This is a genomic window from Alloalcanivorax dieselolei B5, from assembly GCF_000300005.1.
In the GTDB taxonomy this organism is placed as follows: domain Bacteria; phylum Pseudomonadota; class Gammaproteobacteria; order Pseudomonadales; family Alcanivoracaceae; genus Alloalcanivorax; species Alloalcanivorax dieselolei.
In genome coordinates this window covers 467737-493906 of record NC_018691.1, presented here as the reverse complement: position 1 = coordinate 493906, position 26170 = coordinate 467737, and the positions used below count along the sequence as shown (strand labels likewise).

The following is a 26170-nucleotide window of genomic DNA, read 5'->3' as shown; positions in this document are numbered from 1 at the left end:
AATGAGTGAAAGACTATGAGCAAAACGATCCGCATCGGCGGCGCTTCCGGCTACTGGGGCGATACCGCCATTGGCCCCGTGCAGTTGATTCGCCAGGGACAGGTGGACTATCTGATCTTCGACTATCTGGCGGAAATCACCATGTCGATTCTGGCCAAGGCCCAGGCTCGCGATCCCGCCCTGGGCTACGCCACCGATTTCATTGAACGGGTGATGGCGCCCTTGCTGCCGGAGATCCACCGCCAGGGCATCAAGGTGATCGCCAACGCTGGCGGCGTGAATCTGACCGCCTGCCGCCAGGCTTTGGAGAAGGTGGCGGCCGACGCCGGCCTGCCTTTGCGCATCGGCACCGTGGAAGGCGACAACCTGCTCCCTCAAATCGAACCGATACGTGCCCTTGACCCTACCGAACTGGACACCCGCGCGCCGTTGCCCGACAAGTTGATGAGCATGAACGCTTATCTGGGCGCCTTCCCGATCGCCGCCGCCCTCGATGCCGGCGCCGACATCGTGCTCACCGGGCGCTGCGTGGACAGTGCCCTGGCGGTGGGCCCGCTGATCCATGAATTCGGCTGGCGGCCGGACGAGTATGACCGGCTCGCCGCCGGCGCCCTGGTGGGACACCTGATCGAATGCGGCGCCCAGGCCACCGGTGGCAATTACAGCGACTGGCCGGATACCGTGGACGGCTGGGACGACACCGGCTTCCCCATCGCCGAGGTCTCCGCCAACGGTGCTTTCGTGCTGACCAAACCGCGCGATACCGGCGGCACCGTCACCCCGTTCACCGCCGGCGAACAGATGCTCTATGAGATCGGCGATCCGGGCGCCTATATGTTGCCGGACGTGATCGCCGATTTCCGCCAGGTGACCCTGGAACAGGAGGGACCGGACCGGGTCCGCATCGAGGGCGCCCGGGGCCATGCCCCCACCGATACCTACAAGGTCAGCGCCACCTACGCCGACGGCTTCGGTTGTGTCGGCACCTTCGTTATCGCCGGACGCGACGCGGCCACCAAGGCCCGCCGGCAAGGTGAAGCGGTGCTGAAAAAAGTCCGCCGTCTGCTGGATCAGTCGGAATTGGGCGACTTCAGCAAAACCGCGATGCAACTGGTTGGCGCGGAAAGCAGCTACGGCGATCACGCCAGCGACAGTGCCCGGCAAGTGCGGGAAGTGGTACTGCGTCTGGGCGTGCACCATCCACGCCGGGAAGGGGTGGATCTGTTCTCCAAGGAATTCGTCGGCGCCGGCCTGTCCATGGCGCCGGGCATCACCGGCCTCAGCCCCGGGCGGCCGCGCCCCACGCCGATCGTGCGGCTATTCTCGTTCCTGATCGACAAGGAGCGGGTGCCGGTGCAAGTGGCCTTGGACGGGGAACCGGTACCGCTGGCGCAGGCGGCGGAGCGCGGCGGTGGCCGGCCAGTGGCCAGCCAATCCGATCCGGCGCCGACACTGGAAGATAGCGCGGTCAAGGTACCACTGTACCGCCTGGCCGTGGCACGCAGCGGCGATAAAGGCGACCACGCCAATATCGGTGTCATCGCCCGGCGGCCGGAATATCTGCCGGCACTGCGCGCCGCGCTCACCGAGGAACGGGTCGCCGACTGCTTCTCTCATACCCTCAAGGGCAAGGTGGAGCGCTTCGATCTGCCCGGCAGTCACGCCATGAACTTTCTGTTGCGCCACGCTCTGGACGGCGGTGGCGTCGCCTCCCTGCACCTGGACGCGCAGGCCAAGACCTATGCCCAGGTGCTGCTGGATATGGAAATCCCGGTGCCCGAAGGGCTGCTATCCGACAGCTGACGGGCAGCACAGAGCTGACTATGAAGCCGCTGTAGGAGCTTGCCTTGCAAGCGAATCTTTTTGGGAGAGCGCTCATTCGCTTGCAGGCAAGCTCCTACAGCGGCCTTGTAGTGACCTCTGAATTCGTATCCGCGAGGCCCGGGGCTTTCAGGCGTCAAGCTTCCCGCCTCAGGCGGTCCGCGGGCCAAGCAGAATAATGCCCGCGCCGAGCAGGCAAACCGTCGCGCCGAGCAGATCCCAACGATCCGGCGCGCGCTGCTCCACCACCCACAGCCATAGCAACGACGTCACGATATAGACACCGCCATAGGCGGCGTAGGCCCGTCCGGCGTAGTCGGCATCCACCAAACTCAGCAACCAGGCAAACGCGGCCAGACTGAGCATTCCCGGCACCAGCCAGAGCACCGAACGGTCCAGCCGCCACCAGGCCCAGAACGAGAAACACCCGGCGATTTCCGCCAACGCCGCCAGTAAATACAGCACCGGTGTCACGGCGACGCCTCGACCGCCTCGCACAACGCTTCCAGGGTGGCCTGCAAGCCCTGGCAAACGCCGGCTTCCGGCGCCACCATCAACAACCAGGACAACGCCGATACCGGCTGATCCGTGGGCGGCGCCCCCTGGGCCATATCCGCCAGTTGATTCAATAGCAGACGCTCCGCCTCCAGTTCCGCCTCCTGGATCTGCCGTTTCAGCTCCCGCGCCCAGCTCTCGGCGGCGGCCCGGCGACGAACCTCGCGCAGCGGTCGCAGATAATCCTTTTCCATGATCTCCGCCCGCGCCAGCAAGCGCCGGCCCAGAGCCGCGTCCGCCGGGCTGGGGCGGCGGCTCAGCCACAGTGCCGCCAGCACCGCCGCCACCGGTACCTGATACTCATCCTGCAGGCGCAGGCACTGGCGCTCCACATCCGCTCGTCGCCACAAACGCAGCGCGAAAGTCCAAAGCGTGTCCTCGGTCATCAGCAATCCTTCAGTTGCGCGCGGCCATACCCTACACTGCGCCGGTTTCCACCCCATTATTGATGAGTCCTTATACCATGTTGTCCCTGGAACACATCAACCTGCGCCGTGGCACCAGCCTGCTGCTGGAAGACGCCAACTTCACTCTGCATCAGGGCCAGAGAGTCGGATTGGTCGGTAAGAACGGCAGCGGCAAGAGCTCCCTGTTCAAGTTGATCAGCGGCGAGCTGGACACCGACGCCGGGCAGCTATCCCGCCCCGCCGACTGGCGTCTGGCGATGATGGCCCAGGAAGTCCCGGCCCTGCCCCAGCCGGCCATCGACTATGTTCTGGACGGCCACCAGGAGCTGCGCGCCGCCGAGCGAGAACTGGCCCGCGCCCAGGACAATGACGACAGCGATGCCATGGCCCACGCCCATGCCCGCCTGGACACCCTGCGTGCCTGGGAGCAACCGGCGCGTGCCGCCACCCTGCTGGCCGGTCTGGGCTTCAGTGAAGCGCAACAGCAACAACCGGTCAGCGCCTTTTCCGGCGGCTGGCGCATGCGTCTCAATCTGGCCCAAGTGCTGCTCGCCAACGCCGATCTGGTGCTGCTCGACGAGCCCACCAACCACCTGGATCTGGACGCCATTCTCTGGTTGCAGCAATGGCTGGTGCAGCAGCCCGGCGCCTTGATGGTGATTTCCCACGACCGCGCTTTTCTCGACGCCACCGTGGGCGAGATCCTGCACATCGACCAGGGACGGCTCAAGCGCTATACCGGCACCTATTCGGACTTCGAACGGCAACGGGCGGAGCAGCTCTCGCAACAGCAAAAGCTGCACGAGAAGCAGCAAACCCAGATCGCTCATTTGCAGAAATTCGTGGATCGCTTCAAGGCCAAGGCGTCCAAAGCCAAGCAGGCGCAAAGCCGGGTAAAGGCGTTGGAGAAGCTGGAGCGTATTGCCCCGGCCCATGTGGATTCCGCGTTCCGTTTTTCGTTCCACACGCCCAAGCGGCTGCCGGACCCGATGATCGACCTGGAAGGGGTCGGCTGCGGTTACGACGGTCAGCCGGTGCTCACCAATGTCACCCTGAATCTGCGCCCGGAATCCCGGCTCGGCCTGCTCGGCCAGAATGGCGCCGGCAAGTCCACCCTGATCCGCACCCTGGTGGGAGAACTGCCGGCCATCGGCGGCCATCTGCTGCACGGCCCGGATCTGGTAATCGGTTATTTCCATCAACAACAGGTGGACCGGCTCGACGCCAAGGACACGCCTTACCAGTTACTCAACCGCGAGTATCCGCAATGGAGCGAACAGCAGATTCGCAATGAGTTGGGCGGCTTCGGTTTTCATGGCGACGAGGTGTTCGCCCCGATCGGCCGTTTCTCCGGCGGCGAGAAGGCGCGCCTGGCGCTGTCGCTGATCGTGCAGCAAAAACCATCGCTGCTGCTGCTCGACGAACCGGCCAACCACCTGGATCTGGACATGCGCGAAGCGCTGACCATGGCGCTGCAGGACTTCGCCGGCGCCGTGGTACTGGTTTCCCACGACCGCCATCTGTTGGAAACCACCGTCGACGAATTTCTGCTGGTGGCGGACGGCGGCGTGCACCCCTTTGACGGCGACCTGGATGACTACGCCCGCTGGCTGCAACAGGCCCGCCGCGATGAGCAGGCCGAAGCGAAAGCGGACGACACCCGCTCACCGGTACGCGATGACGCCAAACAGCGGCGTCAGGACGCGGCCCGCCGCCGCGAACAGTTACGACCGTTGAAGAAAACGGTGGAGAAATGCGAGCACCGGCTGGAATCGGCCGGCCGGGAACTGGCCGAGGTGGAGCTGCTGCTGGGCGACGAGGGCCTGTATACCGACAGTGCACGCAAGCAGGAGCTGGCTGATCTGCTCGCCCGCCAGGGGCAACTGCGCAACGACAAGGAAGAACAGGAGATGGCGCTGCTGGAAGCGATGGAAGCCCTGGAAGAAGCGGAAAACGCAGTGAACAGTTAACAAGGAATAGTGAATAGCGGGCGCTCGCTGCCAACAGCTTCATACAGAAAGAACCACGAAGCCGCTGTAGGAGCTTGCCCTGCAAGCGAATCTTTTTGCGGGAGAGCCCATTCGCTTGCAGGGCAAGCTCCTACAGCGGTTTCGTAATGACCTCGGGGGCGCCGCCTCAGGCGAACAAAGCGCCGGGGCGGCCTTCCTGTATCAGGGCTTCACCGAGCAGGGTCAGCCAGGCATCCTCGTCCCCGCCGGAGGACAGCGTCCACAACCAACGCCCCTCCGAGTCGAGCGCTTCCAGCGCGGTCAGCACCCGGCCCGGTCCCGGGCGGCGCAGACGCCACACCGATGCCACCCGCCCCATATCGAGACTGATCAGGGTGCCGTTGTGGGCCAGATGACATTGCCCTTGCTGCCAGCGCGGCGAAGACCAGGGCGCGCTCAGGCACAACCTGACGCCTCGGTTACCGGTACATACCGTCAGCGGCGTGGCGCGCTCGGCGGCCAGAGACAATAGTGACGGTACCGTTTCGCTGCGTACCGGGCAGGCGAACTTGTCCCGTACCGCCTGATACAACACCTGCCGGCGATCCCCCACCTGGCGCAGTAGTTCCTCGAACGCGTCCTCGTCGCTTTGCGACCAGCGTCGTTCCCAATCCATAAGCGAACCCGTCGGGCGGCGCGGCGCGCGGACGGCGAGCGGGCAGCCCAGTTGTTGCTGATCCGGATGCAGCATGGCACAGACCAGTTCCTCGAAGGCCAGGCCACCGCTTTCCGGCGCCACCGCCATTTGCTGTACCGGCTCACCGTAGTCGTCGAAAAACAACAGGCTGCGGGCCGGCAGATCCGCCACCGGCGCCAGTATCGCCAGCACCGAGCGCCATTGGCGAACGTCCAGTTCCTGGCGCATGCGGCACTGGTCACCGCGGCAGTCCAGCCCGGGGCTGGAGCCGGTCAGGGCCGGATAGCGTATGGATTGGGAGACCCGGCCGCCGCTGGCGAACGTGGTTACCACCAGGGAACCGAGCCGATAGAGTCCTTTGAGAATCGCCATGGGCTCTTCCTGGAGCCTCAGTACGCGATCACCCAGGGCGGCGCGACAATGTCGCAGGGTCGCCGACTGGGCAGTGCCGCCTATGGCCATTACCGTCACGATCCTACCTCCAAGGTACGCGAAGAAATTAGGGTGTGGGCAGCTGGCGGCGGCTGGCTTTCCACAGTCAGGGAGAACTGTTGGGGCCACGGGCGTGGCCGGCATTCTGGTTAGTCAGAATCAAGCTATTTGGTCAGAATCAAGCGGTCGTTGGCGGTGCGCCGTAACAGGTAACGCTCGCCGCCGTGCTCGATCCAGAGTTTGCCATCGGCGTTGAGCAAGGCACGGCTGGCGACGCTGTCTTCCTGTACGGCGATACGTCGGCCACTGCGAGTGGCGATGGTCACCGGTTTTTTCCATTGCGACATGGCGGGCTCCTGTTCGCTCATCCTTTAACTGAGAATGATTATCATCACACCTCAATAGCGCCGTCAACCTTTGTTTACAAGAAATCCGACCTCGATCATCTCGCGATGCCGTTCGATCCTGGTTACACTCGAAATCATGATGACTTCGATAGCTGCTTCCGCCATTCGTACGCCGCAAGAAAAACTGGCTGCCATCCTCGACAGCCACCAGCCCCGTCGCCTGCTCACCGTCAGCCTTAACCCGGTCCCGGTCGCCGAACACTGGTGTGACGATCATGACTGCGAATTGATCCGCATCCAGGAACAAAACCCTTTCGACGCTTTGGATCACATCGACCGGGTGGACATGGCGATCGTCGCCGATCAGTTGGAATACATGAGCCAGCGTGACGGTGAGTCCTTGATCGGCCTGCTGCGCAACCTGCACACCGATTCCCTGGTGGCGGTCTACCAACCGTACCTGGCACCGGAAAAACTGCGCTGGTCCAGCAATGGCTTCCTTGCTCTGGGTTGCCGGGAGGAAGGTCATTTCGCTCACGATCAAAGAGAGCTTCTGCTCTATAGCTACGACCTGGATTCATACAATTTCAAACGCGCCTGGAATAATCCGCGCTTCTGGGCCAACCCGGAGAACTGGGGCAAGTACTGGTGGTGATCGCGACTGGTGAGCCAGTGCCCCATTCGCTGCCAAGGCAGCCTTCCACAGACCAGGCCACGAAGCCGCTGTAGGAGCTTCCCTTGCAAGCGAAGGGGCCCGGCCTCAAGAGATTCGCTTGCAGGGCAAGCTCCTACAGCGGCTTTGTAGTTCGGGGGCTTTAGCCGCGAATAGCGTGCTGACGCGGCCCTTGTGATACAGGACGGAGCGCGATTTACTCCCGGCCGGTAGCCAAGACCTCGCGCCTCAAGTAAGGTGACGCGCGACCCTCCAGACATGCAGACCGATGATCTTCGAGCGCCTCAAGGAAGCCCTATATTTCTGGCGACGCCACCTGGCCGCCCTGTTTCTGATCAGTGCCCCTTTCGCCCTGCTCGGTGAAGCCGCGCAGTGGGTGATGGGCCCGTTTCTGATGTTCGATGGGGATCAACTGACCGGTATCAATCTGAGCGTGGGCCTGGTCATGCTGCTGATCCGGCCGCTGGCGGAGGGCGCGTTGATCATGCAGCTGGCATCGATACATCAGGGCCGCGCCCAAGGTGTGATCGCTTGCACCCTGCCCGCGTTGATGCTGTACCCGGCCTTGCTGCTGACCTACTTTCTGATCGGTATCGGCGTCACCCTGGGCTGGACGCTGCTGTTCTTTCCGGCTCTGTGGGTCTATGCCCGCCTGTGCTTCGCCCCGTTCCGGGTCGTGCTGCACCGGCAGTCCCCGATCGCCGCCTTGCGCGGCGCCTTCCAGTACAGCGGTCCGTGCCAGTGGCCGCTACTGGGTGCCATCGCCCTCACCGGACTGATGATGTTTGGTCTGATCGGCCTGGCCAATACCCTGTTCACCGGCCTGCTTGGCGAAAGCGCCGGGGTCGGCCTGGTGATCAATGTTCTGGCTTCCCTGATCACCACCCTGATCAACGTAGTGGTGTTCCGCTTCTGGCTCCTGAACGATCCCGGCACCCAGCAGCCCTGACCATCAGCGGCCCCGCGGCACCCAGCGCAGGGCCCGGAATCCCTGGTTCACCAAAGCGTCCCGCTCCAATACCCGCCGCACCCGTTCGCGGGTCAGTTCGGCGATGGTGGGCCAGCGCGCATCACCGGTGGGTTCACTGCCCTGCACCAGGACGAAGCGGCGTCGGCTGCGCTGATCCCGGTTCAATTCCAGTACCGCCTGCCCGGTGGTGCCGCTGCCGGCGAAGAAATCCAGCACCAGGTCCCTGGGCCCGGTGGCAATCTCCAGCAGAAAGCGGATCAAACGGGTGGGCTTGGGATAGGAAAACGGCGCCTGACCACCGAACAGCGCCTGCAGCTCCTGGGTGCCGGAGCGGGCGGTGCCGTAGCGGTGCCCATCCAGCCAGGTCACCGGCACCTCGCCAAAAGGCGCCTTCTCGCGCAGGAACACTTTCAGTTGCGGCCGGCCGCGTCCACGCCGTCCGAACAGGATGCGCCCCTGCCCGTTCAGTTCCTTGAACCGATCCTCGCCGGTACGCCAGCAACGCCCCTCTGGCGGCCAGAATGTCTCGCCAGTGTTCGGATTGGTGATCGCGTAGGTCAGCCCCGGGCGGCGGTTGGGCGCGTCGAAGGGGTCCAGCTTCCAGGGGCCGCGCGGGTCGTCATCCGGATTGCTGTAACGCTCATCGATCAGCGGGCCGGGGCGCACCGCGAACCCCGGTAGGCGATCCCAGACATCCTGATTACTGGCGGTCAGACGCCGCTGTTGGCGGCGCCGAACCCGCGCATAGGCCAGGACGTATTCGTGCTGCACACTCAGGTCGGTGTCGTTTTGCCGTGAGGTGCGCGACTGCCAGGGAAAAGTGGCGACGAAATTGTCCGGGCCGAAGATCTCGTCGAGAATCATGCGCAGGGTATGCACTTCATGATCGTCGATGCTGACGAACAGTACCCCGTCATCGCGCAACAACTCCCGCGCCAGCAGCAGACGCGGGTACATCATGTTCAGCCAGCGCGCATGCAGGCGGCCACTGTCATCGTTCTCGCCGGTGTCACCGGCCAGGGCCAGATAAGCGGCCACGGAATGGCGATAATTGTCCGGATACAAAAAGCCCCGGCCGGTATTATAGGGCGGATCGATATAGATCATTTTCACCTGGCCGCGCAGTTCCGGCTGCAGATGATGCAGCACCGCCAGGTTGTCGCCTTCGATGATGCGATGAGGGGCCGCCCCGCTGGTCAGCGGCGGCCGCCCCAGGCGTTCCAGGCGGCCAGCGGGCACCCGGGCCAACTCGGCAAGCATGGCCTCCTTGCCTGGCCAGTAAAGGCCGAAACCGCCATTGTCACGAGGGTCGTTGAGGGAAAATCCGGTTTGCGAATTTGCAAAATCATTCTTGTTGGAAGGTCTATAGTAAAAATCAAGAACAGCAGCCCCATCCATATCCATCAGTGCTCACTTCGCTCTTTAATTACCGACTTTTCCACGGTCCCTCCGTGGAGTGACCGTAGCACGAAGCAGAGCATTTTGGTTTGCATAAACGCAATATGGAAATAAATTAGAGCGACCAGCAAGTCATCGCCTTGCAATTCAACAAATGTGATGCAGCTCTCTTTGCTCAATTGCAAATGTCGCTCTTTGCGATGTTGCAATTATGTCATTGTGCCCCGGACAGCAGCCTATGAAACTTTCGTCATGGATATCGGGGCACTACTCAAGGAACGGCGTGAGCGCCGCAAAGAAACTCTGGAAGAGGTGGCGTTTCGCGCGGGCACCGATCCGGGCAATTTGTCCCGCATCGAGCGCAACCGTCAGGATCTTTCCGTCAATCGCCTGATCAAATTGTGCGAAGCCCTGGAAATAAGCCTTTCCGAGTTCTTCGCGGAGCTGGAGAAGCGGGCCGGCGGCAGTCGGCTCAGCGATCCCACCGCGGCTTTCGACAAGGAAACCCGCTGGCTGTTGAAGACGCTCAAGACCGTCCCGCCGACCCGGCGCCGCCTGATTCTGGAAGTCACCGAAACCATCGCCAAAAGCGGCCGGCTGGCCTGAGCACGATTTACCTTGCGCAATGGCAAGAGCGTCTGCTCTATTATTGCATAAATGCAAATTCGCTCTTTTGCATTCTTGCAAATAGGTCATGGCAGGCAAAAGAGCGCTTCCGGACACTTATTCCATGGACACGGACATCGGCGGCATCTTGAAAAGGCGGCGGCTAAGCCGCAACGAAACTCTCGAGGACGTGGCGTTCCGGGCGGATACCGACGCGGGTAATCTGTCGCGCATCGAGCGCAATCGGCAGGACGTCACGGTACAACGGCTGGGGCGGCTTTGTGATGCCCTGGAAATGACGCTGGCGGAGTTCTTTCAGGAGCTGCAAGGCCGCAGCGGCACGGCCTTGAGCGACCCCGCCGCCGCCTTCGACAAACATACCCGGGAATTACTGTCGGTGGTCGGCACCATGAGCCCGGCGGATCGCATCACGCTGGTGGAAATGGCCCGGGTTCTGGCCAAACGCACGCCCGCCGCCCGCCGCCGTCAGCAACGGTCGAAAACCACGAAATCGTAATCGTACGGGTTCGGGCCTTCCGCCTTGAAGGATTCCCGGCCCCGCTCCACCCACTGCGACCGGTCCCACCGCGGGAACCAGGCATCCCCATCCACATCCGCCTGCACTTCGGTGATATAGAGCCGGTCCGCCCGCGGCAGCGCCAGGGCATAGATCTGCGCGCCGCCCAGGATCATCACTTCATCCTGACCGTCGATGAACGCCACGTTCCCCGCCAGTTCCAAAGCCTGATCCAGATCCGCCACCACTTTAGCGCCCTCGGCCTGGTAGTGCGGATCCCGGCTGATGACGATGTTGGTGCGGCCCGGCAACGGCCGCCCCAGGGACTCCCAGGTCAGCCGCCCCATCACCACCGGTTTTCCCAAAGTGGTGCGCTTGAAGTACTTGAGATCGTTGGGCAGATACCAGGGCAGCTTGTTGTCGCGGCCGATCACCCGATTACGGGCCATGGCCACGATCATCGCCACTCGCACGCCTTGTTCGTTGCTGTCGTTCATACCGCGATCGGCGCCTTGATCAGGGGGTGAGGATCATAGCCTTCCAGGGTGAAATCCTCATAGCGGAAGGCGAACAGATCCCGCACCCGCGGATTGAGCTGCATGGTGGGCAGAGCACGGGGCTCCCGCGCCAGTTGCGTCTCCGCCTGTTCCAGGTGATTGCTGTAGAGATGGGCATCGCCCAGGGTGTGCACGAACACCCCCGGCTGCAGATCACAGACCTGGGCCATCATCAGGGTCAGCAGCGCATAGGAGGCGATGTTGAAGGGCACGCCCAGGAACACGTCTGCGCTGCGCTGATAAAGCTGGCAGCTGAGCCGGCCGTCGGACACGTAAAACTGGAACAGGCAATGGCAGGGCGGCAACGCCTGCCGGCCTTGCGCCGCGTTCTGATCCGGCGCCCTCGCCGGGTCCGGCAACACCGCCGGATTCCAGGCGCTCACTATCAGCCGCCGGGAGTCCGGATTGCGGCGGATCTCTTCCAGCACCTCACTGATCTGGTCGATGACACGGCCGTCCGGCGTCGCCCAGGAACGCCACTGCGCCCCGTACACCGGCCCCAGGTCACCCTCTTCGGTGGCCCACTCATCCCAGATCGACACCCCGTTGTCCTTTAAATAGCCGATATTGGTATCACCGGCCAGGAACCACAGCAGCTCATGGATGATGGACTTGAGATGCACCTTCTTGGTGGTCAGTAACGGGAAACCGTCGCGCAGATCGAAGCGCATCTGGTAACCGAACAGAGACAAAGTACCGGTGCCGGTACGATCCCCTTTCTGCACGCCCTGCTCGCGCACCTCGCGCAGCAGATCGAGATATTGCTTCATACCGCCGCTCTCCGTTGATCATGTCGATAGGCCCAGACCACCATGGCGGCACCGATCAGCACCATGGGAAGGCTCAACAGCATCCCCATGGTCAGCCAGCCGCCGGCCAGGTAACCGATGTGCGCATCCGGCTCGCGGAAAAACTCCACCAAGATCCGCGAAAGCCCATAGCCGATCCCAAAAAGGCCGGTGACCGAGCCCGCCGGCCGTGGTTTGGCGGAGTAGATCCACAGCACCAGGAACAGCACCACGCCTTCCAGGAAAAACTCATAGAGCTGGGAAGGATGGCGCGACACGCCCATGGGGTCGGTGGGGAAGACCATGGCCCAGGGCATGTCCGAGGCGCGCCCCCACAATTCACCGTTGATGAAATTACCGAACCGGCCGGCCCCCAGCCCAATGGGCACCATCGGCACGGCGAAGTCCGCCACCTGAAAATAGCGCTTGCCGGTGCGACGGGCGAACAGCCAGAACGCGAACAACACGCCCAGGGCGCCGCCATGGAAGCTCATGCCGCCGGTCCAGATCTGGAACAGCCACAGCGGGTTATCCAGGAAGCGGTCAAAGCCGTAAAACAGCACATAACCGACGCGGCCACCAAGGATCACCCCCAGCGCCATGTAGAACAGCAGGTCGTTGACCTGCTCCCGGGTCCAGCCGCTGTCGGGCCGCTGCGCTCGCGTCTTCGCCAGCCACCAGCCGCCGACGAAGCCGATCATGTACATCAGCCCGTACCAGTGAATCTGCAACGGCCCCAGGGAGACCAGCACGGGATCGATTTGCGGGAAGGTCATCAAAGGCTCCCTAACCAAGCATCAGTTCAGTGCCGATCACGATCAGCACCACGGCGAAAATACGCTTCAGGGTGGCGGAGGGCAGGCGGTGACTGAGCCGCGCGCCCACCCGGGCCATCGGGAAACTGGTGACGACGATGGCCAGCGCCGCCGGAAAATACACATAACCCAGCGTCCATTCCGGCAATCCCGGCTTGCCCCAACCGGTGACCATGAAGCCCAGCGTGCCGGCCAGCGCGATGGGCAGTCCACAGGCGGCGGAGATCGCCACCGCATTTTGCATCGGCAGCCGGCACCAGGACAGAAACGGGACGGTCAACGAACCGCCACCGATACCAAACAGGCTGGAGATAGTACCGATCACACCGCCGGCCCCGGCAAGGCCGGCACCGCCGGGCACCCGTTCCTCGCCCTGCTGCTGCTTGCGGCGGCCGCTGAGCAGCATCTGCAACGCCACCAGCACCGCGAACACGCCGAACAACCGGGTCAGCATCGGTCCGGACAGCTGGTCGGCGATAACCGCGCCGATCAGCGCCCCCACCACGATACCGACACCGAGCCGAAACGCCACTGGCCAGCGCACGAAGCCGGCACGGTGGTGCGCCTGCACGGAACTGATCGAGGTGACGATGATGGTGCACAGCGAGGTCCCCACCGCCAGTTGGGCCACCACCTGCGGGTCGATGCCCATGGCGTGATAAAGGTAAATCAGCGGCGGCACGATCACCACACCACCACCAAGCCCCAGAGCGCCGCCCAACAGGCCGGCGAAAACCCCGATCAGGGCACAGATCAAAAACAGGGTCATGGCGGGCCCATTCCTCTGGTAAACAGATCAGGCAAACAAATAAAGCACCGCGCCACCGACCGCTTTCGCCAGGTACGCGCCGAGCCGGTATGCTAGCAGTTAAGCGGACCGTTTTCCCGATTCCGTTTCCGATCCAGAAAGAGACGCCCATGTGTATTGTTTTGTTCCGCTGGCAGCCCGGCGATGCCTACCCTCTGGCGGTTTCCGCCAATCGTGACGAATTCCACCAGCGCCCGGCGGAGCCCGCCCGCTGGCGCGGCGATGTGTTCTGCGGCCTGGATTTGCGGGCCGGCGGTACCTGGCTGGGCATCCATCGCGACGGCCGTTTCGCGGTGGTCACCAATTACCGCGAGCCGGTGGCCGAACGCACCGTCGGCGAGCTGTCCCGGGGGTTGCTGCCACAGGCCTTCCTGGAGAGCCATCAGAGTCCGGAATTGTTCTGTCTTTCGCTGGAAGCGGAAGAGCATCTTTACTCCGGTTTCAATCTGCTGGTGGGCGACCGTGAAAGCCTGTGGTACCTGAGTAACCGGGGGCCAGCGGCGCAGCCGGTGAAACCGGGCCTGCACGGTCTTTCCAACGGCGTCCTGGACGATCCCTGGCCCAAGGTGGAACGGGGCAAGCAGCGGCTGGCCCGGGCGCTGGAGGGCGCCCCACCCAACACACCCTCTCTCCGCGATCTGCTCGGCGTGGTGGTGGACCCTTACCAGCCGCCGGAAGAAGACCTGCCGGATACCGGCGTGGAGCGGGAGCTGGAACGGCTGGTGGCGCCGATCTTCATTCAGTCGCAACAGTACGGCACCCGCGCCAGTTCGGCGGTGCTGCTACCCCGGGAAGGGGCTCCGATGATGCGCGAGCAGTGCTGGCGGGCGGATGGCGAGGCGGACGGGGCGCCCACGGACAGTTGAGAGGCAATGGGTAACGGCGATCGTGCTCCTCTGGACCACTGCTGTCCCACTGACCAGACTACGAAGCCGCTGTAGGAGCTTGCCTGCAAGCGAATTTCTTTGCGGGGCGAAAGTACAATTCGCTTGCAGGCAAGCTCCTACAGCGGCCTTGTAGCGACCTCCGGATTCATGTGTCCAAGACTCGCGATACCTTCGCCCCTACGCCGCCGCGGGGGCACGGTGGCGAATCAGATCGCCCAGGCCGACCTTGGTCAGTTGCAGATCCATGTAGGCGGTGATCACTTCACCGTTGTCCATGGCCAGCACCTCATTGAGCAGACGGCGCAGGAAGCCCATGTTGACCTGACGCACCGCCGCCTTGACCCGTAACAGGTTGGAGGCGTTCATGGACAGCGCGTCGAAGCCCATCGCCATCAGCAGCAGAGCGGACGCCGGATCGCCGGCCATTTCCCCGCACACCGACACCGGTTTGCCCTCGGCGTGGGCCTGCTCCACCACGTGCAGCAGCGCATGCAGCACCGACGGATGGAACGAGTTGTACAGGTCCGACACCTGGCGGTTATTGCGGTCCACCGCCAGCAGATACTGGGTCAGATCGTTGGTGCCCACGGACAGGAAATCCACCCGTTGGGCCAGCGCCCGGGCCTGATAGATAGTGGCCGGCACTTCGATCATCACGCCCACCGGCGGCATTTCCACGTCCACGTTCTCTTCGCGCACCTCCAGCCAGGCGCGATGAATCAGGTGCTGGGCCTCCTCGGCCTCGAACACATTGGTGATCATCGGCAGCATGATACGCAGATTGTTCAGGCCGGCGGCGGCCTTGAGCATGGCCCGTACCTGGACGATGAAAATCTCCGGGTGATCCAAGGTCACCCGTATGCCACGCCAGCCGAGGAACGGATTGTCCTCCTCAATGGGGAAATAGCTCAGTGACTTGTCGCCGCCCACGTCCAGTGTGCGCATGGTCACCGGTAGCGGCGCGAACGCCTGCAACTGCTCCCGGTACAACACACGCTGCTCTTCCTCGGAGGGAAAGCGGTCACGGATCATGAACGGAATTTCGCTGCGGTACAGCCCCACGCCCTGGGCGCCGCGCTCCAGGGAGCGGTTAATGTCGGTCATCAGACCGGTGTTCACCTGCAACTGAACACTGACCCCGTCCTCGGTTTCCGCCGGCAGATCGCGCAGCTTCTCCAATCCTTCCAGCAGGCTTTGCTCTTCGGCGATCAATTCCTCGAACTGATGCTTCAGCTCCGGAGTGGCGTTGGCCACCACCCGGCCGCGAAAACCGTCGACGATCAGTTCCTTGCCGTCCAGTTTCTTCAGTGGCAGGTTGGCCACCCCCACCACGGTGGGAATGCTCATGGCCCGGGCCACGATGGCCATATGCGAGTTGCGCGAACCGCGCGTGGTGACGATGCCGGCAATACGCTCCTGCGGCAGCTCCATCAGCATCGGCGCGGAAATGTCCTCACCGAGCAGAATGCAGTGGTCGGGAAACTCCTGCTCCCGCCGGTTATAGCTCTGCAGCTGCGCCAGCACCCGGCGCCCCAGATCACGGACGTCCGCCGCCCGCTCACGCAGGTAGGGGTCGTCCATCATCTCGAAATTGTGCACATGGGCGTCCACCACGATGCGCAAGGCGCCCTGGGCCCAGTGACCTTCGCGAATCTTGGCCACCACTTCCGCCGGCAGGGCATGGCGGTCGAGCATGCGCAAATAGACATCGAACAGGGCCTGTTCCTCGACCCCGAGGCTGGCCTTGGCACGCTCGGCCAGGTCACGGATTTCCTTGCGCACCCGCACCAGGGCATCGTCCAGGCGGGCGATCTCGGCGCTGATGTCCTCCGCTTCCCGGTCCGGTACCGCCGACAGGTCGGCCGCCGGGAACAGCAATTTGGCGATGCCGATAGCGGCACCGGAGGAACCGGGTTGGCCGTCGTACATGCTGGCCTGGCGTTTTCGTGTTTCCAACTGCTCGAACAGGATCCCCGAGGCATGGGCATGGGCGATTACCGCCGACAATTGGGCGGAGATGGTGACCAGGAACGCCTCTTCGCTTTGATCAAAGCGGCGAGCGTCGCGCTGCTGTACCACCAGCACGCCCAGCACCTCGCCGTGATGCATCACCGGCACGCCGAGGAAGGCGTGGAACGGATCCTCGCCGGTCTCCGCCAGGTAATGGAATTTGGGGTGAGCGAAGGCATCTTCCAGGTTGATCGGCTCCTCGCGCTGACCCACCTGACCCACCAGCCCCTCGGACAGGCCCAGACTGACCCGGCCCACCGCTTCGCGCTTGAGGCCCTCGGAGGCCATCAGCACGTAGCGTTCCCGGTCATTGTCCCGCAAGTAAATCGAGCACACCTCGGTGCCCATGGCATCGCGCACCCGCTGGGCCATAAGATCCAGGGCCGAGCGGATGTCCGGCGCGTTATTCACTTCCTGCACAATGCGGCGCAGGGTATCAAGCATGTTTGCTCCTCTTGGGTAGGGCGGGGGCCAGTTCTCTCAGGGCTCGCGCATAGACCGCGCGTTTGAAATGCACCACCTTGCGGATCGGGTACCAGTAGTTTACCCAGCGCCAGTCCTGAAACTCCGGCTCCGGCCCCAGAGTCAGGTCGATGGCCCCTTCCTCCGCGTTCAGCCGCAGCAGGAACCATTTTTGCCGCTGTCCGATACAGCGGGGCCGGTTGCGTGGAGGCCGCAGGAAGCGGCGCGGCAGGCGGTAGGTCAGCCAGCCTTCGGTGTGGGCGAGAATGCTGACATGCTCCTGGCGCAGCCCCACCTCTTCTTCCAGTTCCCGGAACAGGGTTTCCTCCGGCGTCTCCCCGGGCATCATGCCACCCTGGGGAAACTGCCAGGCATCCCGATTGCCGACGCGGCGACCCCAGAACACCCGGCCATCAGGCCCCGCGATCACGATACCGACATTCAGCCGGTACCCCTGTTCATCAATAATGCCAGTCATGGTCTTCCAAACCCGGGGGAGCCAGCGACATCCGGCCCGCCGGGGCCGGAGGGGCACACACAGGGCGTGCCGCGCCATGGCCATCATGGCGGCTCCGATACTCACTCATTAAACCTTGTCCCGGTAGGCTCGATCAATCGGCTGCCGAACGGATCGGCCTTTGTTATGCTCCACGCGCCAATCTTTCTCTCTCTCTTTCATGGGATCCAGCATGACTCTGGCCATCTTTGACCTGGACAACACCCTTATCGCCGGCGACTCCGATCATCAGTGGGGGGAATGGCTGGTAAGTCAGTCCCTGGTGGACGCCGCCGCCTACCAGGCCGCCAATGATCGCTTTTATCAGGACTACCTGGACGGCACTCTGGACATCATCGCCTACCAGGAATTCGTGCTCGGTGAACTGGTGGGCCGCCCTCTGGAGCAGCTCCACGCCTGGCGTGAGCAATACATGAAGGACGTGGTCCAGAACCTGTGGCTGCCGGCGGCCGAAGCGTTGCTGCAAAAGCACCGCGATCAGGGCCATACCCTGATGATCATTACCGCCACCAACGATTTCATCACCGCCCCCATCGCCGAACGGCTGGGCGTGCCGCATCTGCTGGCCACCCGGGCGGAAAAGACCGACCAGGGCTACACCGGCAGGGTGGCGGGGATCCCCTGCTATCAGGGCGGCAAGGTCAAGCGCCTGCATCAATGGCTGGAGGAACACCACGAGTCCCTGGACGGCAGCTGGTTCTACAGCGATTCCCACAATGATCTGCCCCTGCTGGGCGAGGTCGCCCATCCGGTGGCCGTGGACCCGGACGACACGCTGGCGGCAGCGGCCCGTGAACGGGACTGGCCGATCATTTCGCTGCGGCGGAGCCAATGAGGAAAGCGGCTCTGCTGGTGCTGACAGCGCTGTCCCTGGCCAGCTGCAACGAGCCGTCGGAACAGGCGACGGAGCCGGCGCGCGCGCCTCTGGTGGACACACTGGACAGCCAGGCGGACCAGGCGCTGACGCCGGCCCTCGAGGCCTGGCGACAGGCACTGGAGGCTTTCACCACCGGCGCCAATGATCAGACCCTGGCCACGCTGACCAGGCAGTGGCGAGCGTTGTACCGCACCACCAACCAGTTCTGGCTGGTGCTGGCCACCCGCGCCTGTGGCCGGGACCAGCTGTCATCTCTGGAACGCGTGGACGACTGGCCGCTCTACCCGGCTTACGTGGATGCCACGCCAAGCTGGCCGGAGTCCGGCATCGTTAACGACCAGGCCCTGCCCATCCGCCGCGATACCTTGTTGGAACAGCACCGGATGGCCGCGCCCGGCGAGGTGAGCCTGGGATTCCAGCCACTATGGCTGCTACTGCACAACGGTGACGGCTCGCCCCGGGCGGTCTCGGAGTTCGATACCGGCAGCCCGATCACGCAGCGCCGCCACGATTATGTGCGCGTGGCCGGCACCCTGCTGATGGACGATCTGACGCCGCTACAGGACGCCAACGGTGTCAGCGCCGCGGAATTGCGCTGTGGCCTGAAGTTGCTGGACCGGCGATTGCGTCAGGCGCGCCGCTGGACAGCGGATTCGAAAGGCGAGACAGCGGAAGGGGATCGGATGGCGCCCGGGGAAAGCCTGGCGATAGTGCGCGAGACCTTACCGGAAGCCGCTCTGGCACAACTGAACGGCGACGATCTGGCCCCCTTGCGAGAGGCGCTGGAGAAACAAAAAGCGGGCTTCAGGAAGGCCCTGCAACAAGCCAGTGAAAGCGGACAGTGGGCACCGATCAGCCGTTGGCTGAACGGCGATCAGGGCGAGCCCTAGGGCCGTATTCGCCAGCAAGCTGGCTCCCACAGTTTTTGCTACGCAGCCGCTGTGGGAAGCTTGCTTGCAAGCGAATCGCCAACGGCAGGGAAAACCATTCGCGGCCAAGGCCGCTTCCCACCGCGGCTTCGTAGCCTCCTCGGTGAGAAAGCGGTCAGCGTGCTGCTTAGAAGTTATAGCGGCCGAAAACGCCGAAGGTATCCACATCATCGGCGAGGGTGATGCGGGCCCCCACATCCACCGCCGGGGTGATATTCAGCAGGCCCTGGCCATAGACACCGAACTGGTCGTCATAGATGTCCTCGTAAACCACGCCACCGGACAGCTCCACCATGTCCAGGGTGCGGTGACGCAGACCCGCGCGCAGGGCATAACCCATCTCATCGTCGAAGTCGTTGTCGTCGTAAATCACATCACCCATCAGTTCCAGATCCAGACCCCGGTTCAGCGGGGTATGCATGCCGGCACCGATGTACATGCGATGGCCATCCACGTCGTCGTCCCAACGGGAGCGGTTGTAGTCACCATCATAGAAGCTCACGCCACCACGCAGGAAGACGTGCTCATCCAGAGCGAAGGCCCCTTCCGCGGTCAGTGCGTCGACGTCCAGGCCATTGTCATAATCCCAACGATCGTAGCCGAGCTGGCCGTAGGTATAGGAAAAACCGTTATCGCGCACCGGCGCGTTCTGGGCCAGCGCATTGCCAGTCAGAGTGGCAGCGGCAAGCGCGGAAAACATCAACGTCTTTTTCATGATTCAGGTCCTCTTTAACCGGTCGAACAACGCGGGCGCCGCCTGATACAGGTTGGCCCGTCACCCAGCCTAAATAGTGCGCCCATGGTGCACCCGGGGCCGCTGCCCCGCCATGGGGCAGTCGTTGTTTTATGACGCTTTTATAAAAGTTTGCGATTTAAATCCGGTGCGCTATGCCGTTGTGAGGGAAAAGGCTGTCGGCTCGAAGCGTTTCCTTCTTGACCCTGGGGTTACCCCAAGCTTGGATAGTGCTGTCCATGGAGGACTATCCCATGAATGAACAGACTCTGCCGATTCAGGGCGCTACCTGCCAGGGCTGCGCCCGCAAGATCCGCACCGCCCTGCTGACGGTACCCGGGGTCTCCGGCGCCGAGGTTGATCTGGAGCAACAAACAGTGACCGTCAGCGGCAACGCCGACGGCGACGCCCTGCGCGAGGCGCTGCTGGAAAGCGGCTACGGGGTGGACACCCCCCCTCCGGAAGAATCCGCGCCCGAGTGTCCTATCGAAGCCCCGGGCCAGCCGTCGCAGGCCAGCGGTGACAGCCGCGACGATCACCACCATGGCGCCACTGCCGGGCACGGGGACACCCCTCAGGGTGCTGGCGAGCATCTGCTGGCGATCACCGGCGCCACCTGCGCCTCCTGTGTGCGCACCATCGAGTCCGCACTGAGCGGGGTGGCCGGTGTGCACGACGCCAGTATGAACCTGGCCGATCGCACCGCCCGGGTGGCCGGCGGCGCCGACCCCCAGGCCCTGATAGAGGCGGTGAAAGCGGCCGGCTATGGCGCCAGCGTGATCGAGGACGAACAACGGGCCGACCAGCAACGGGACGAGCAGGAACAAGCGCATTACCGCGAGTTGATCCGCCACACCGTGATCGGCCTGGCGGTGGGTATCCCGCTGATGGCATGGGGACTGGCCGGCGGCACCATGATGGTGACGGCGGGCACCGCCAGTCAGTGGGGTTGGCTGGCGGTGGGCCTGGTCACCCTCGGCGTGTTGGCCTGGTCCGGGCGGCATTTCTTCATCGGCGCCTGGAAAGCGGGCCGCCACCACAACGCCAACATGGACACCCTGATCGCGCTGGGCACCGGCGCGGCCTGGGCCTATTCCATGGTGGTGGTGCTGTTCCCGGATTGGCTGCCGGAGGCGGCGCGCCACGTTTATTTCGAGGCCAGCGCCATGATCATCGGCCTGATCAACCTGGGCCAGGCCCTGGAGATGCGCGCCCGTGGCAAGACCAGTGAGGCGGTACGCCGGCTGCTGGACCTGGGTGCCCGCACCGCCCGGGTGATCCGTGACGGCGACGAACGGGACATACCGGTGGAATCGGTACAGGCCGGCGATCTGTTGCACGTCCGCCCCGGCGAGAAAATCGCCGTGGACGGCGAAGTGGAGGAAGGCGAAAGCCGCCTGGACGAGTCCATGCTCACCGGGGAACCGATGCCGGTGAGCAAAGGCCCCGGCGACACCGTCGCCGCCGGCACCGTCAACGACAGCGGCACTCTGATCTATCGCGCCACCCGGGTGGGACGGGATACCGCCCTGGCGCAGATCATCGCCCTGGTGAAAAAAGCCCAGGGCGCCAAACCGCCCATCGGACGCCTGGCGGACCGTATCTCGGCGGTGTTCGTGCCCACCATCCTGCTGATCGCGGTGGCCTCGGCTCTGGCCTGGTACAACCTGGGGCCGGACCCGCGCATCGTGCATATGATGGTGGCCGCCACCACCGTGCTGATCATTGCCTGCCCCTGCGCCCTGGGGCTGGCCACGCCGATGTCGGTGATGGTCGGGGTCGGCAAGGCGGCGGAGGCCGGCATCCTGATCCGCCAGGGCGAGGCCCTGCAAACCGCCGGGGACCTGGACACCATTGTGCTGGATAAAACCGGCACCATCACCGAGGGGCATCCGGCGGTGACCGGCGTACACGCCATCGACGGTGAAAGCGAGGCCACCTTGCTGACACTGGCGGCGTCTCTGGAAACCGGATCGGAACATCCGCTGGCGCGGGCCATCCTCGCCACCGCCGAAGAACGCGGCCTGCGAACCGAAGCGGTCACCGATTTCCAGGCCCACAACGGCAAGGGCGTCAGCGCCCGCCTGGACGGCGCCCTGCTCCGGCTCGGCAACCGCCGCTGGCTGGATCAGGAAGGCGTGGCCGGCGGCCTGCAAGAGCAGGCGGAAGCGCTGGGCCGGGATGGCGCCACGCCGCTGTTCCTGGCGCGGGATCAGCAGCTGCTGGGCGTGATCGGCGTCGCCGACCCGATCAAACAGGATTCCCGGGCCGCCATTCAACGCCTGCACGACCTCGGCCTCACCGTGGTGATGATCACCGGGGACGTGCGCACCAGTGCCGAGGCCGTTGCCCGCCAGGCGGGGGTGGACAAGGTGCTGGCCGAGGTGCTGCCCGAGGACAAGGCCCGCGAGGTCAAGCGTCTGCAGGGTGAGGGCCGCAAGGTGGCCATGGTCGGCGACGGCATCAACGACGCTCCGGCGCTGGCCCAGGCGGACGTGGGCTTCGCCATCGGTACCGGCACCGATGTGGCCATCGAGTCCGCCGCCATCACTCTGATGGGCGGCTCGCTGCACGGCGTGGCGGACGCCATGGCGATTTCCCGGGCCACCGTGCGCAACATCAAGCAGAATCTGTTCGGCGCCTTTGCCTATAACACGCTCGGCGTACCGGTGGCGGCGGGTATTCTTTATCCCTTCACCGGCTGGCTGCTCAGCCCGGTGATCGCCGGCGCCGCCATGTCACTGAGCTCGGTGACGGTGGTCACCAACGCCAACCGGCTGCGTTTGTTTCGGCCCCGTGGCGCATCCCGCGGCAACGAGGAGACCCGTGGTGAATCCTGAACAGCTGGCGGCGCAACTGCGCTGCCCCCACGACGACGACGGACTCAAAGTGGCCTCCAGCATGGACCAGCGCAACGCCGAAGTGATCGAGGCGGCTTATGCCGCCCTCGATTGCCGCGCCGGCCAGCGGGTACTGGAAATCGGCCCCGGCGGCGGCGGTCATGTGGCGGCCTTGTTGCGGGACCGGCCGGGGCTCGATTACACCGGCCTGGACCTGTCCCCGCTGATGGTCCGTGAAGCACGGGCCGCCAATCATGACTGGGTGGAAAAAGGCCACGCCCGTTTCCTGCTCGGCGATCTGCTGGCCCCGCCCCTGGCGGAAGGCAGCATGGACCGGGTGGTGGCGGTGAACGTGGTTTATTTCTGGCAGCCGCTGGCGCCGGCACTGGAACGCATCCATGCGCTGCTCGCTCCCGGCGGGCGCTGTGCCCTGGGTCTGCGCAGCCGCGCCAGCATGCGGGAACTGCCGGTGTTCGAACACGGTTTCGCCCTGTATGACGGCCCTGATCTGGTCGCGGCCCTGGAAGCGGCGGGGTTCCATTCCGTACGCCTGGAGCAGGCCCGGGAAGAGACCCTCAATGTACTCGGCCAGATGATGGATAAGGAACGTCTGGTGGTGGTGGGCGACAAAGCGGAGACAAGCGAATGACAACCTGGCTAATCAATCTCGGCGGGCTGTTGCTGATGGCCCTGATCGTCTGGTGGTTCTGGCTATCCGGTCGTGGCCCGGCCAAGCGCGCCGGTGACGCGCCGCTGGATATTGTGGTGGACAACGGTGTCTACGAACCGTCGGTGATTCAGGCCCGGGCCGGGCAGCCGCTGACGCTGCGCTTCCTGCGCCGGGACCCGAGTCCGTGCGCGGAGCAAGTAATCTTCCATGAGCTCGGCGTCTCTGAATTTCTCGACACCGGCAAAGCCACCACCGTAACGCTGACCCCGGAGCGGCCAGGTGAATACCGTTTTACCTGCCAGATGCAGATGTACCAGGGTACATTGATCGTCAACGACTAATGTTTTATGAGAAAAGGAACCGCACCATGAAAAAACTACTGCTGGGCGCCGCCCTTACCCTGGCCAGCATGGCCGCCTCCGCCGCCAGCCTGGAGGTGTACAAATCCCCCACCTGTGGCTGTTGCATCAAATGGGTGGAACACATGCGCGAAAACGGTTTCGATGTGAAGGTGCACGAAACCCACAACCTGCAGCCGATCAAGGAAAAAGCCGGGCTGCGGGCGGGACTGGGTTCCTGCCATACTGCCTTTATCGATGGCTATACCATCGAGGGCCATGTGCCGGCCAAGGAAGTAAAACGCCTGCTGGAAGAGCGGCCCGAGGCCGTTGGCCTGACCGTGCCGGCCATGCCGATTGGCTCTCCCGGTATGGAAATGGGCGATCGCCAGGATCCCTATGAGGTGCTGCTGTTCGATGAAAAGGGTACCGAGGTCTACGCGCAATATTGACGGCAAGGCCCCGGCGCACTGAAATGCCCTCTTTGCCATCGGGGCCGATAGCATGTTGGATCTTCACTCCTGGCTGATTCTCGCGGCGGTGTGTCTGCTCGGCGCGATGACGCCGGGCGCCAGTCTGGCGGTGGTGACCCGCCACACCGTGCTGAGCGGTGCGCGCGGCGGGGTCACCGCCGGTCTGGCCCACGCCGGTGGCATCGCCGTCTACGCCGCGGCCTCGGTGGCGGGACTGGCGGCGCTGCTGCACCGCTTCCCCTGGCTGGAAACCCTGATCTCGGCGGCCGGGGCGCTGTTCCTGTTGTGGCTGGCCTGGAAAAGCTGGCGCGCCGCCGCCGGACCGGCTCCCGAAGCCGAGGTACAAGCCACCCGCGGTGCCGCCCGCGACGGTTTCCTCATCGCGTTGCTGAACCCCAAGGTGGCTCTGTTCTTCCTGGCGTTATTCAGCCAGTTCATCGAGGCGGATATGGGCACCCCGGCGCGGATCCAGATGGCCACCACCGCCGTGGTCATCGACGGTGCCTGGTACAGTCTGTTCGCGTTGGTCCTGGCGCGGGGACCGGCGCCGGCCTGGCTGGCGCGTCACCACGACTGGCTGGAAAGAGGAACCACGCTGATTCTGGCGGGACTGGCCTTGGCGGTGCTGGCGCGGATTGCTTTATGACTCCAATGTCCGCCAGTGGGAGCCAGCCTGCTGGCGAATACGGCCCTCCGGCGTTGGGCATTCGCTTGCAGGCAAGCTCCCACAGCGGCTTCGTGGCAGGGCCTGTGGGAGCCAGCTTGCTGGCGAATTCCGCCCTCCGACGTTTGGGACATTCGCTTGCAAGCAAGCCTCCCACAGCGGCTTCGTGGCAACATGTAAATTCATGCGCCGGTCGGTATGTCCGGCCTCAGACCTTGAACAGCACCCGGCTGAACCAGCTCTTCAAATAAGCGGTTTCCGGTATCGACGGATGAATCGGGTGATCCGCCCCCTGCCCTTCATAGCCAATCACTTGTAGACGCCGGTCGATGTGGCGGGCGCTGGCGCGCACCACATCCAGCAGCTTCTCCGCTGGCAGCAACATGGAACAGGACGCCGACACAAAGTAACCACCGGGTTTCACCAGCCGCACCGCCAACTCATTGATGGCGTGATAGCCGGCCAGACCGTTCTTGAAATCCTTGCGCCGCTTGACGAATGCCGGCGGGTCCAGCACCACCAGATCGAACTTTTCGCCGTCGCTCACCAATTGCTTCATGGCGGCGGTGGCATCGCCTTCCAGGGTCCGCATTTTATCCGCCACACCGTTGCGCTCGGCATTGGCGTGCACGAAATCCAGCGCCGTGGAGGAGCTGTCTATACAGGTCACTTCTCCAGCCCCGGCCACCGCCGCCTGCACACCCCAGCCACCGCAGTAGGAAAAGACATCCAGCACCCGCGCGCCCTTCGCCAGTGGCGCCATGCGCGCCCGGGCGGCACGGTGATCGAAGAACCAACCGGTTTTCTGCCCTTCCGCCAGTGGCGCCTGAAAGTCCACCCCGTTCTCGCGCAGCGACAAAACCGTCGGCAGTTCGCCCTTCTCCGCCCGCACATAAATGGGCAGACCCTCCAGGGCGCGCACGGAGGCGTCGTTTTTGACAACGATGCAAGCCGGCTCCAGCACCGCGTCCAGGGCTTCCACCACCAATTGCAGATACGCTTCCATGCCGGCGGTACCACACTGCAGCACCAGGGTATCGCCGAAACGATCCACCACCAGCCCCGGCAGGCCGTCGGCCTCGCCGTAAATCAGCCGATAGAAGGGTTCAGCGAACAGGGTCTCGCGCATCGCCAGAGCTTCGGCAATGCGCTTCTTGAAGAAACTCTTACTGGGTTCCTGACGGATATCGCGGCTGTACAGGCGCGCGGCGATCAGGGAGTTGGGGCTGAGCAATGCCCGCCCCAGCACTTTGCCACGGTGATCCTCCACCACGCAGGCGCCGCCGGCGGGCAGGGTTTTCAACGGCTGCTCGCGGGTGTCGATCTCATTGGCGTAAATCCACTCGTGCCCGGCCTTGAGCCGGCGTTCCTCGTTTTTCTTCAACCGGATCACCGGGGTCGATTCACTCATGACAGCACCTTAAAAAGAC

At 63.9% G+C, this 26170-nt stretch carries 27 protein-coding genes; 14 read left to right on the top strand and 13 right to left on the bottom strand.

Features of this window, described 5'->3' with window-relative positions; all coding sequences use genetic code 11:
- The first annotated feature begins 15 nt into the window (after window positions 1–15).
- Window positions 16–1803, top strand: coding sequence for an acyclic terpene utilization AtuA family protein (locus B5T_RS02340; protein WP_014992846.1), 1788 nt, complete (start codon window positions 16–18; stop codon window positions 1801–1803).
- Window positions 1804–1971: 168 nt separating this feature from the next.
- Here the strand turns inward: B5T_RS02340 and B5T_RS02335 are convergent, their stop codons facing one another.
- Window positions 1972–2295: a YnfA family protein gene (locus tag B5T_RS02335; RefSeq protein WP_014992845.1), complete on the bottom strand. Its 324-nt coding sequence runs from the start codon at window positions 2293–2295 to the stop codon at window positions 1972–1974.
- The gene (locus B5T_RS02330; protein WP_014992844.1) at window positions 2292–2762 is read right to left on the bottom strand and encodes a TIGR02444 family protein; all 471 of its coding nucleotides are present in this window, start codon (window positions 2760–2762) and stop codon (window positions 2292–2294) included. The genes B5T_RS02335 and B5T_RS02330 overlap by 4 nt, the downstream gene beginning before the upstream one ends.
- Window positions 2763–2839: 77 nt before the next feature.
- Between B5T_RS02330 and B5T_RS02325 the strand changes: the two genes are divergently transcribed.
- A complete protein-coding gene (locus B5T_RS02325) occupies window positions 2840–4753 on the top strand; it encodes an ATP-binding cassette domain-containing protein (protein ID WP_014992843.1) in 1914 nt (637 codons plus the stop codon).
- 166 nt (window positions 4754–4919) lie between these two features.
- On the opposite strand, the gene B5T_RS02320 is transcribed toward B5T_RS02325, so the two are convergent.
- Entirely contained in the window at window positions 4920–5891 is a 972-nt protein-coding gene (locus B5T_RS02320; protein ID WP_014992842.1) for a ChuX/HutX family heme-like substrate-binding protein, read from the bottom strand.
- 134 nt (window positions 5892–6025) lie between these two features.
- The gene (gene hemP / locus B5T_RS02315; RefSeq protein WP_014992841.1) at window positions 6026–6208 is read right to left on the bottom strand and encodes a hemin uptake protein HemP; all 183 of its coding nucleotides are present in this window, start codon (window positions 6206–6208) and stop codon (window positions 6026–6028) included.
- Window positions 6209–6344: 136 nt separating this feature from the next.
- Between hemP and B5T_RS02310 the strand changes: the two genes are divergently transcribed.
- Window positions 6345–6863 carry a DUF6231 family protein gene (locus B5T_RS02310; RefSeq protein ID WP_014992840.1) on the top strand — a complete coding sequence of 173 codons (519 nt, stop codon included), beginning with the start codon at window positions 6345–6347 and terminating at the stop codon, window positions 6861–6863.
- A 286-nt stretch (window positions 6864–7149) separates the two neighbouring features.
- Complete coding sequence (locus B5T_RS02305) at window positions 7150–7830, top strand: hypothetical protein (protein ID WP_014992839.1); 681 nt, start codon at window positions 7150–7152, stop codon at window positions 7828–7830.
- 3 nt (window positions 7831–7833) lie between these two features.
- Here B5T_RS02305 and B5T_RS02300 read toward each other — a convergent pair whose 3' ends face one another.
- Window positions 7834–9111 carry a site-specific DNA-methyltransferase gene (locus tag B5T_RS02300; protein ID WP_167321195.1) on the bottom strand — a complete coding sequence of 426 codons (1278 nt, stop codon included), beginning with the start codon at window positions 9109–9111 and terminating at the stop codon, window positions 7834–7836.
- Between the two features lie 390 nt (window positions 9112–9501).
- Between B5T_RS02300 and B5T_RS22150 the strand changes: the two genes are divergently transcribed.
- Window positions 9502–9855, top strand: coding sequence for a helix-turn-helix domain-containing protein (locus B5T_RS22150; protein ID WP_014992837.1), 354 nt, complete (start codon window positions 9502–9504; stop codon window positions 9853–9855).
- A 124-nt stretch (window positions 9856–9979) separates the two neighbouring features.
- Entirely contained in the window at window positions 9980–10372 is a 393-nt protein-coding gene (locus B5T_RS22145; RefSeq protein WP_014992836.1) for a helix-turn-helix domain-containing protein, read from the top strand.
- On the opposite strand, the gene B5T_RS02280 is transcribed toward B5T_RS22145, so the two are convergent.
- From B5T_RS02280 to B5T_RS02265, 4 genes are read right to left on the bottom strand one after another with little or no spacing between them, the layout of a single operon-like run.
- Window positions 10342–10869: a dihydrofolate reductase gene (locus tag B5T_RS02280; RefSeq protein WP_014992835.1), complete on the bottom strand. Its 528-nt coding sequence runs from the start codon at window positions 10867–10869 to the stop codon at window positions 10342–10344. The genes B5T_RS22145 and B5T_RS02280 overlap by 31 nt on opposite strands.
- Entirely contained in the window at window positions 10866–11699 is an 834-nt protein-coding gene (locus B5T_RS02275) for a thymidylate synthase (RefSeq protein ID WP_014992834.1), read from the bottom strand. Before B5T_RS02275 ends, B5T_RS02280 begins: the two co-directional genes overlap by 4 nt.
- Window positions 11696–12493 carry a prolipoprotein diacylglyceryl transferase gene (lgt, locus tag B5T_RS02270; RefSeq protein ID WP_014992833.1) on the bottom strand — a complete coding sequence of 266 codons (798 nt, stop codon included), beginning with the start codon at window positions 12491–12493 and terminating at the stop codon, window positions 11696–11698. Before lgt ends, B5T_RS02275 begins: the two co-directional genes overlap by 4 nt.
- Before the next feature lie 10 nt (window positions 12494–12503).
- Window positions 12504–13301, bottom strand: coding sequence for a sulfite exporter TauE/SafE family protein (locus B5T_RS02265; protein ID WP_014992832.1), 798 nt, complete (start codon window positions 13299–13301; stop codon window positions 12504–12506).
- A gap of 149 nt (window positions 13302–13450) precedes the next feature.
- Here B5T_RS02265 and B5T_RS02260 point away from each other — a divergent pair, with 149 nt between their 5' ends.
- The gene (locus B5T_RS02260) at window positions 13451–14206 is read left to right on the top strand and encodes an NRDE family protein (protein ID WP_014992831.1); all 756 of its coding nucleotides are present in this window, start codon (window positions 13451–13453) and stop codon (window positions 14204–14206) included.
- A 198-nt stretch (window positions 14207–14404) separates the two neighbouring features.
- Here B5T_RS02260 and ptsP read toward each other — a convergent pair whose 3' ends face one another.
- Both ptsP and B5T_RS02250 read right to left on the bottom strand, forming a co-directional pair.
- Window positions 14405–16681, bottom strand: a complete 2277-nt coding sequence (ptsP, locus tag B5T_RS02255) for a phosphoenolpyruvate--protein phosphotransferase (protein ID WP_014992830.1) — start codon at window positions 16679–16681, stop codon at window positions 14405–14407.
- Window positions 16674–17177 carry an RNA pyrophosphohydrolase gene (locus B5T_RS02250; protein WP_014992829.1) on the bottom strand — a complete coding sequence of 168 codons (504 nt, stop codon included), beginning with the start codon at window positions 17175–17177 and terminating at the stop codon, window positions 16674–16676. The genes ptsP and B5T_RS02250 overlap by 8 nt, the downstream gene beginning before the upstream one ends.
- A gap of 211 nt (window positions 17178–17388) precedes the next feature.
- Between B5T_RS02250 and B5T_RS02245 the strand changes: the two genes are divergently transcribed.
- Together B5T_RS02245 and B5T_RS22140 are read left to right on the top strand one after the other, a co-directional pair.
- Window positions 17389–18051: a histidinol-phosphatase gene (locus B5T_RS02245; protein ID WP_014992828.1), complete on the top strand. Its 663-nt coding sequence runs from the start codon at window positions 17389–17391 to the stop codon at window positions 18049–18051.
- Complete coding sequence (locus tag B5T_RS22140; RefSeq protein ID WP_014992827.1) at window positions 18048–18983, top strand: hypothetical protein; 936 nt, start codon at window positions 18048–18050, stop codon at window positions 18981–18983. Before B5T_RS02245 ends, B5T_RS22140 begins: the two co-directional genes overlap by 4 nt.
- A 166-nt stretch (window positions 18984–19149) precedes the next feature.
- On the opposite strand, the gene B5T_RS02235 is transcribed toward B5T_RS22140, so the two are convergent.
- Window positions 19150–19737 (bottom strand): hypothetical protein, encoded by a 588-nt coding sequence (locus tag B5T_RS02235; protein WP_014992826.1) that lies wholly within the window; start codon window positions 19735–19737, stop codon window positions 19150–19152.
- Between the two features lie 272 nt (window positions 19738–20009).
- Between B5T_RS02235 and B5T_RS02230 the strand changes: the two genes are divergently transcribed.
- Genes B5T_RS02230 through B5T_RS02210 form a run of 5 tightly spaced genes read left to right on the top strand, consistent with a single transcriptional unit; the run spans window position 20010 to window position 24722 of the window.
- Window positions 20010–22595, top strand: coding sequence for a heavy metal translocating P-type ATPase (locus B5T_RS02230; RefSeq protein ID WP_014992825.1), 2586 nt, complete (start codon window positions 20010–20012; stop codon window positions 22593–22595).
- Window positions 22585–23244, top strand: a complete 660-nt coding sequence (locus B5T_RS02225; protein ID WP_014992824.1) for a class I SAM-dependent methyltransferase — start codon at window positions 22585–22587, stop codon at window positions 23242–23244. Before B5T_RS02230 ends, B5T_RS02225 begins: the two co-directional genes overlap by 11 nt.
- A complete protein-coding gene (locus B5T_RS02220; protein ID WP_014992823.1) occupies window positions 23241–23606 on the top strand; it encodes a cupredoxin domain-containing protein in 366 nt (121 codons plus the stop codon). Before B5T_RS02225 ends, B5T_RS02220 begins: the two co-directional genes overlap by 4 nt.
- Window positions 23607–23632: 26 nt before the next feature.
- The gene (locus B5T_RS02215) at window positions 23633–24055 is read left to right on the top strand and encodes a DUF411 domain-containing protein (RefSeq protein ID WP_014992822.1); all 423 of its coding nucleotides are present in this window, start codon (window positions 23633–23635) and stop codon (window positions 24053–24055) included.
- 52 nt (window positions 24056–24107) lie between these two features.
- A complete protein-coding gene (locus B5T_RS02210) occupies window positions 24108–24722 on the top strand; it encodes a LysE family translocator (RefSeq protein ID WP_014992821.1) in 615 nt (204 codons plus the stop codon).
- A gap of 226 nt (window positions 24723–24948) precedes the next feature.
- Here B5T_RS02210 and B5T_RS02205 read toward each other — a convergent pair whose 3' ends face one another.
- Window positions 24949–26151 (bottom strand): class I SAM-dependent rRNA methyltransferase, encoded by a 1203-nt coding sequence (locus B5T_RS02205; protein WP_014992820.1) that lies wholly within the window; start codon window positions 26149–26151, stop codon window positions 24949–24951.
- Between the last annotated feature and the right edge of the window lie 19 nt (window positions 26152–26170).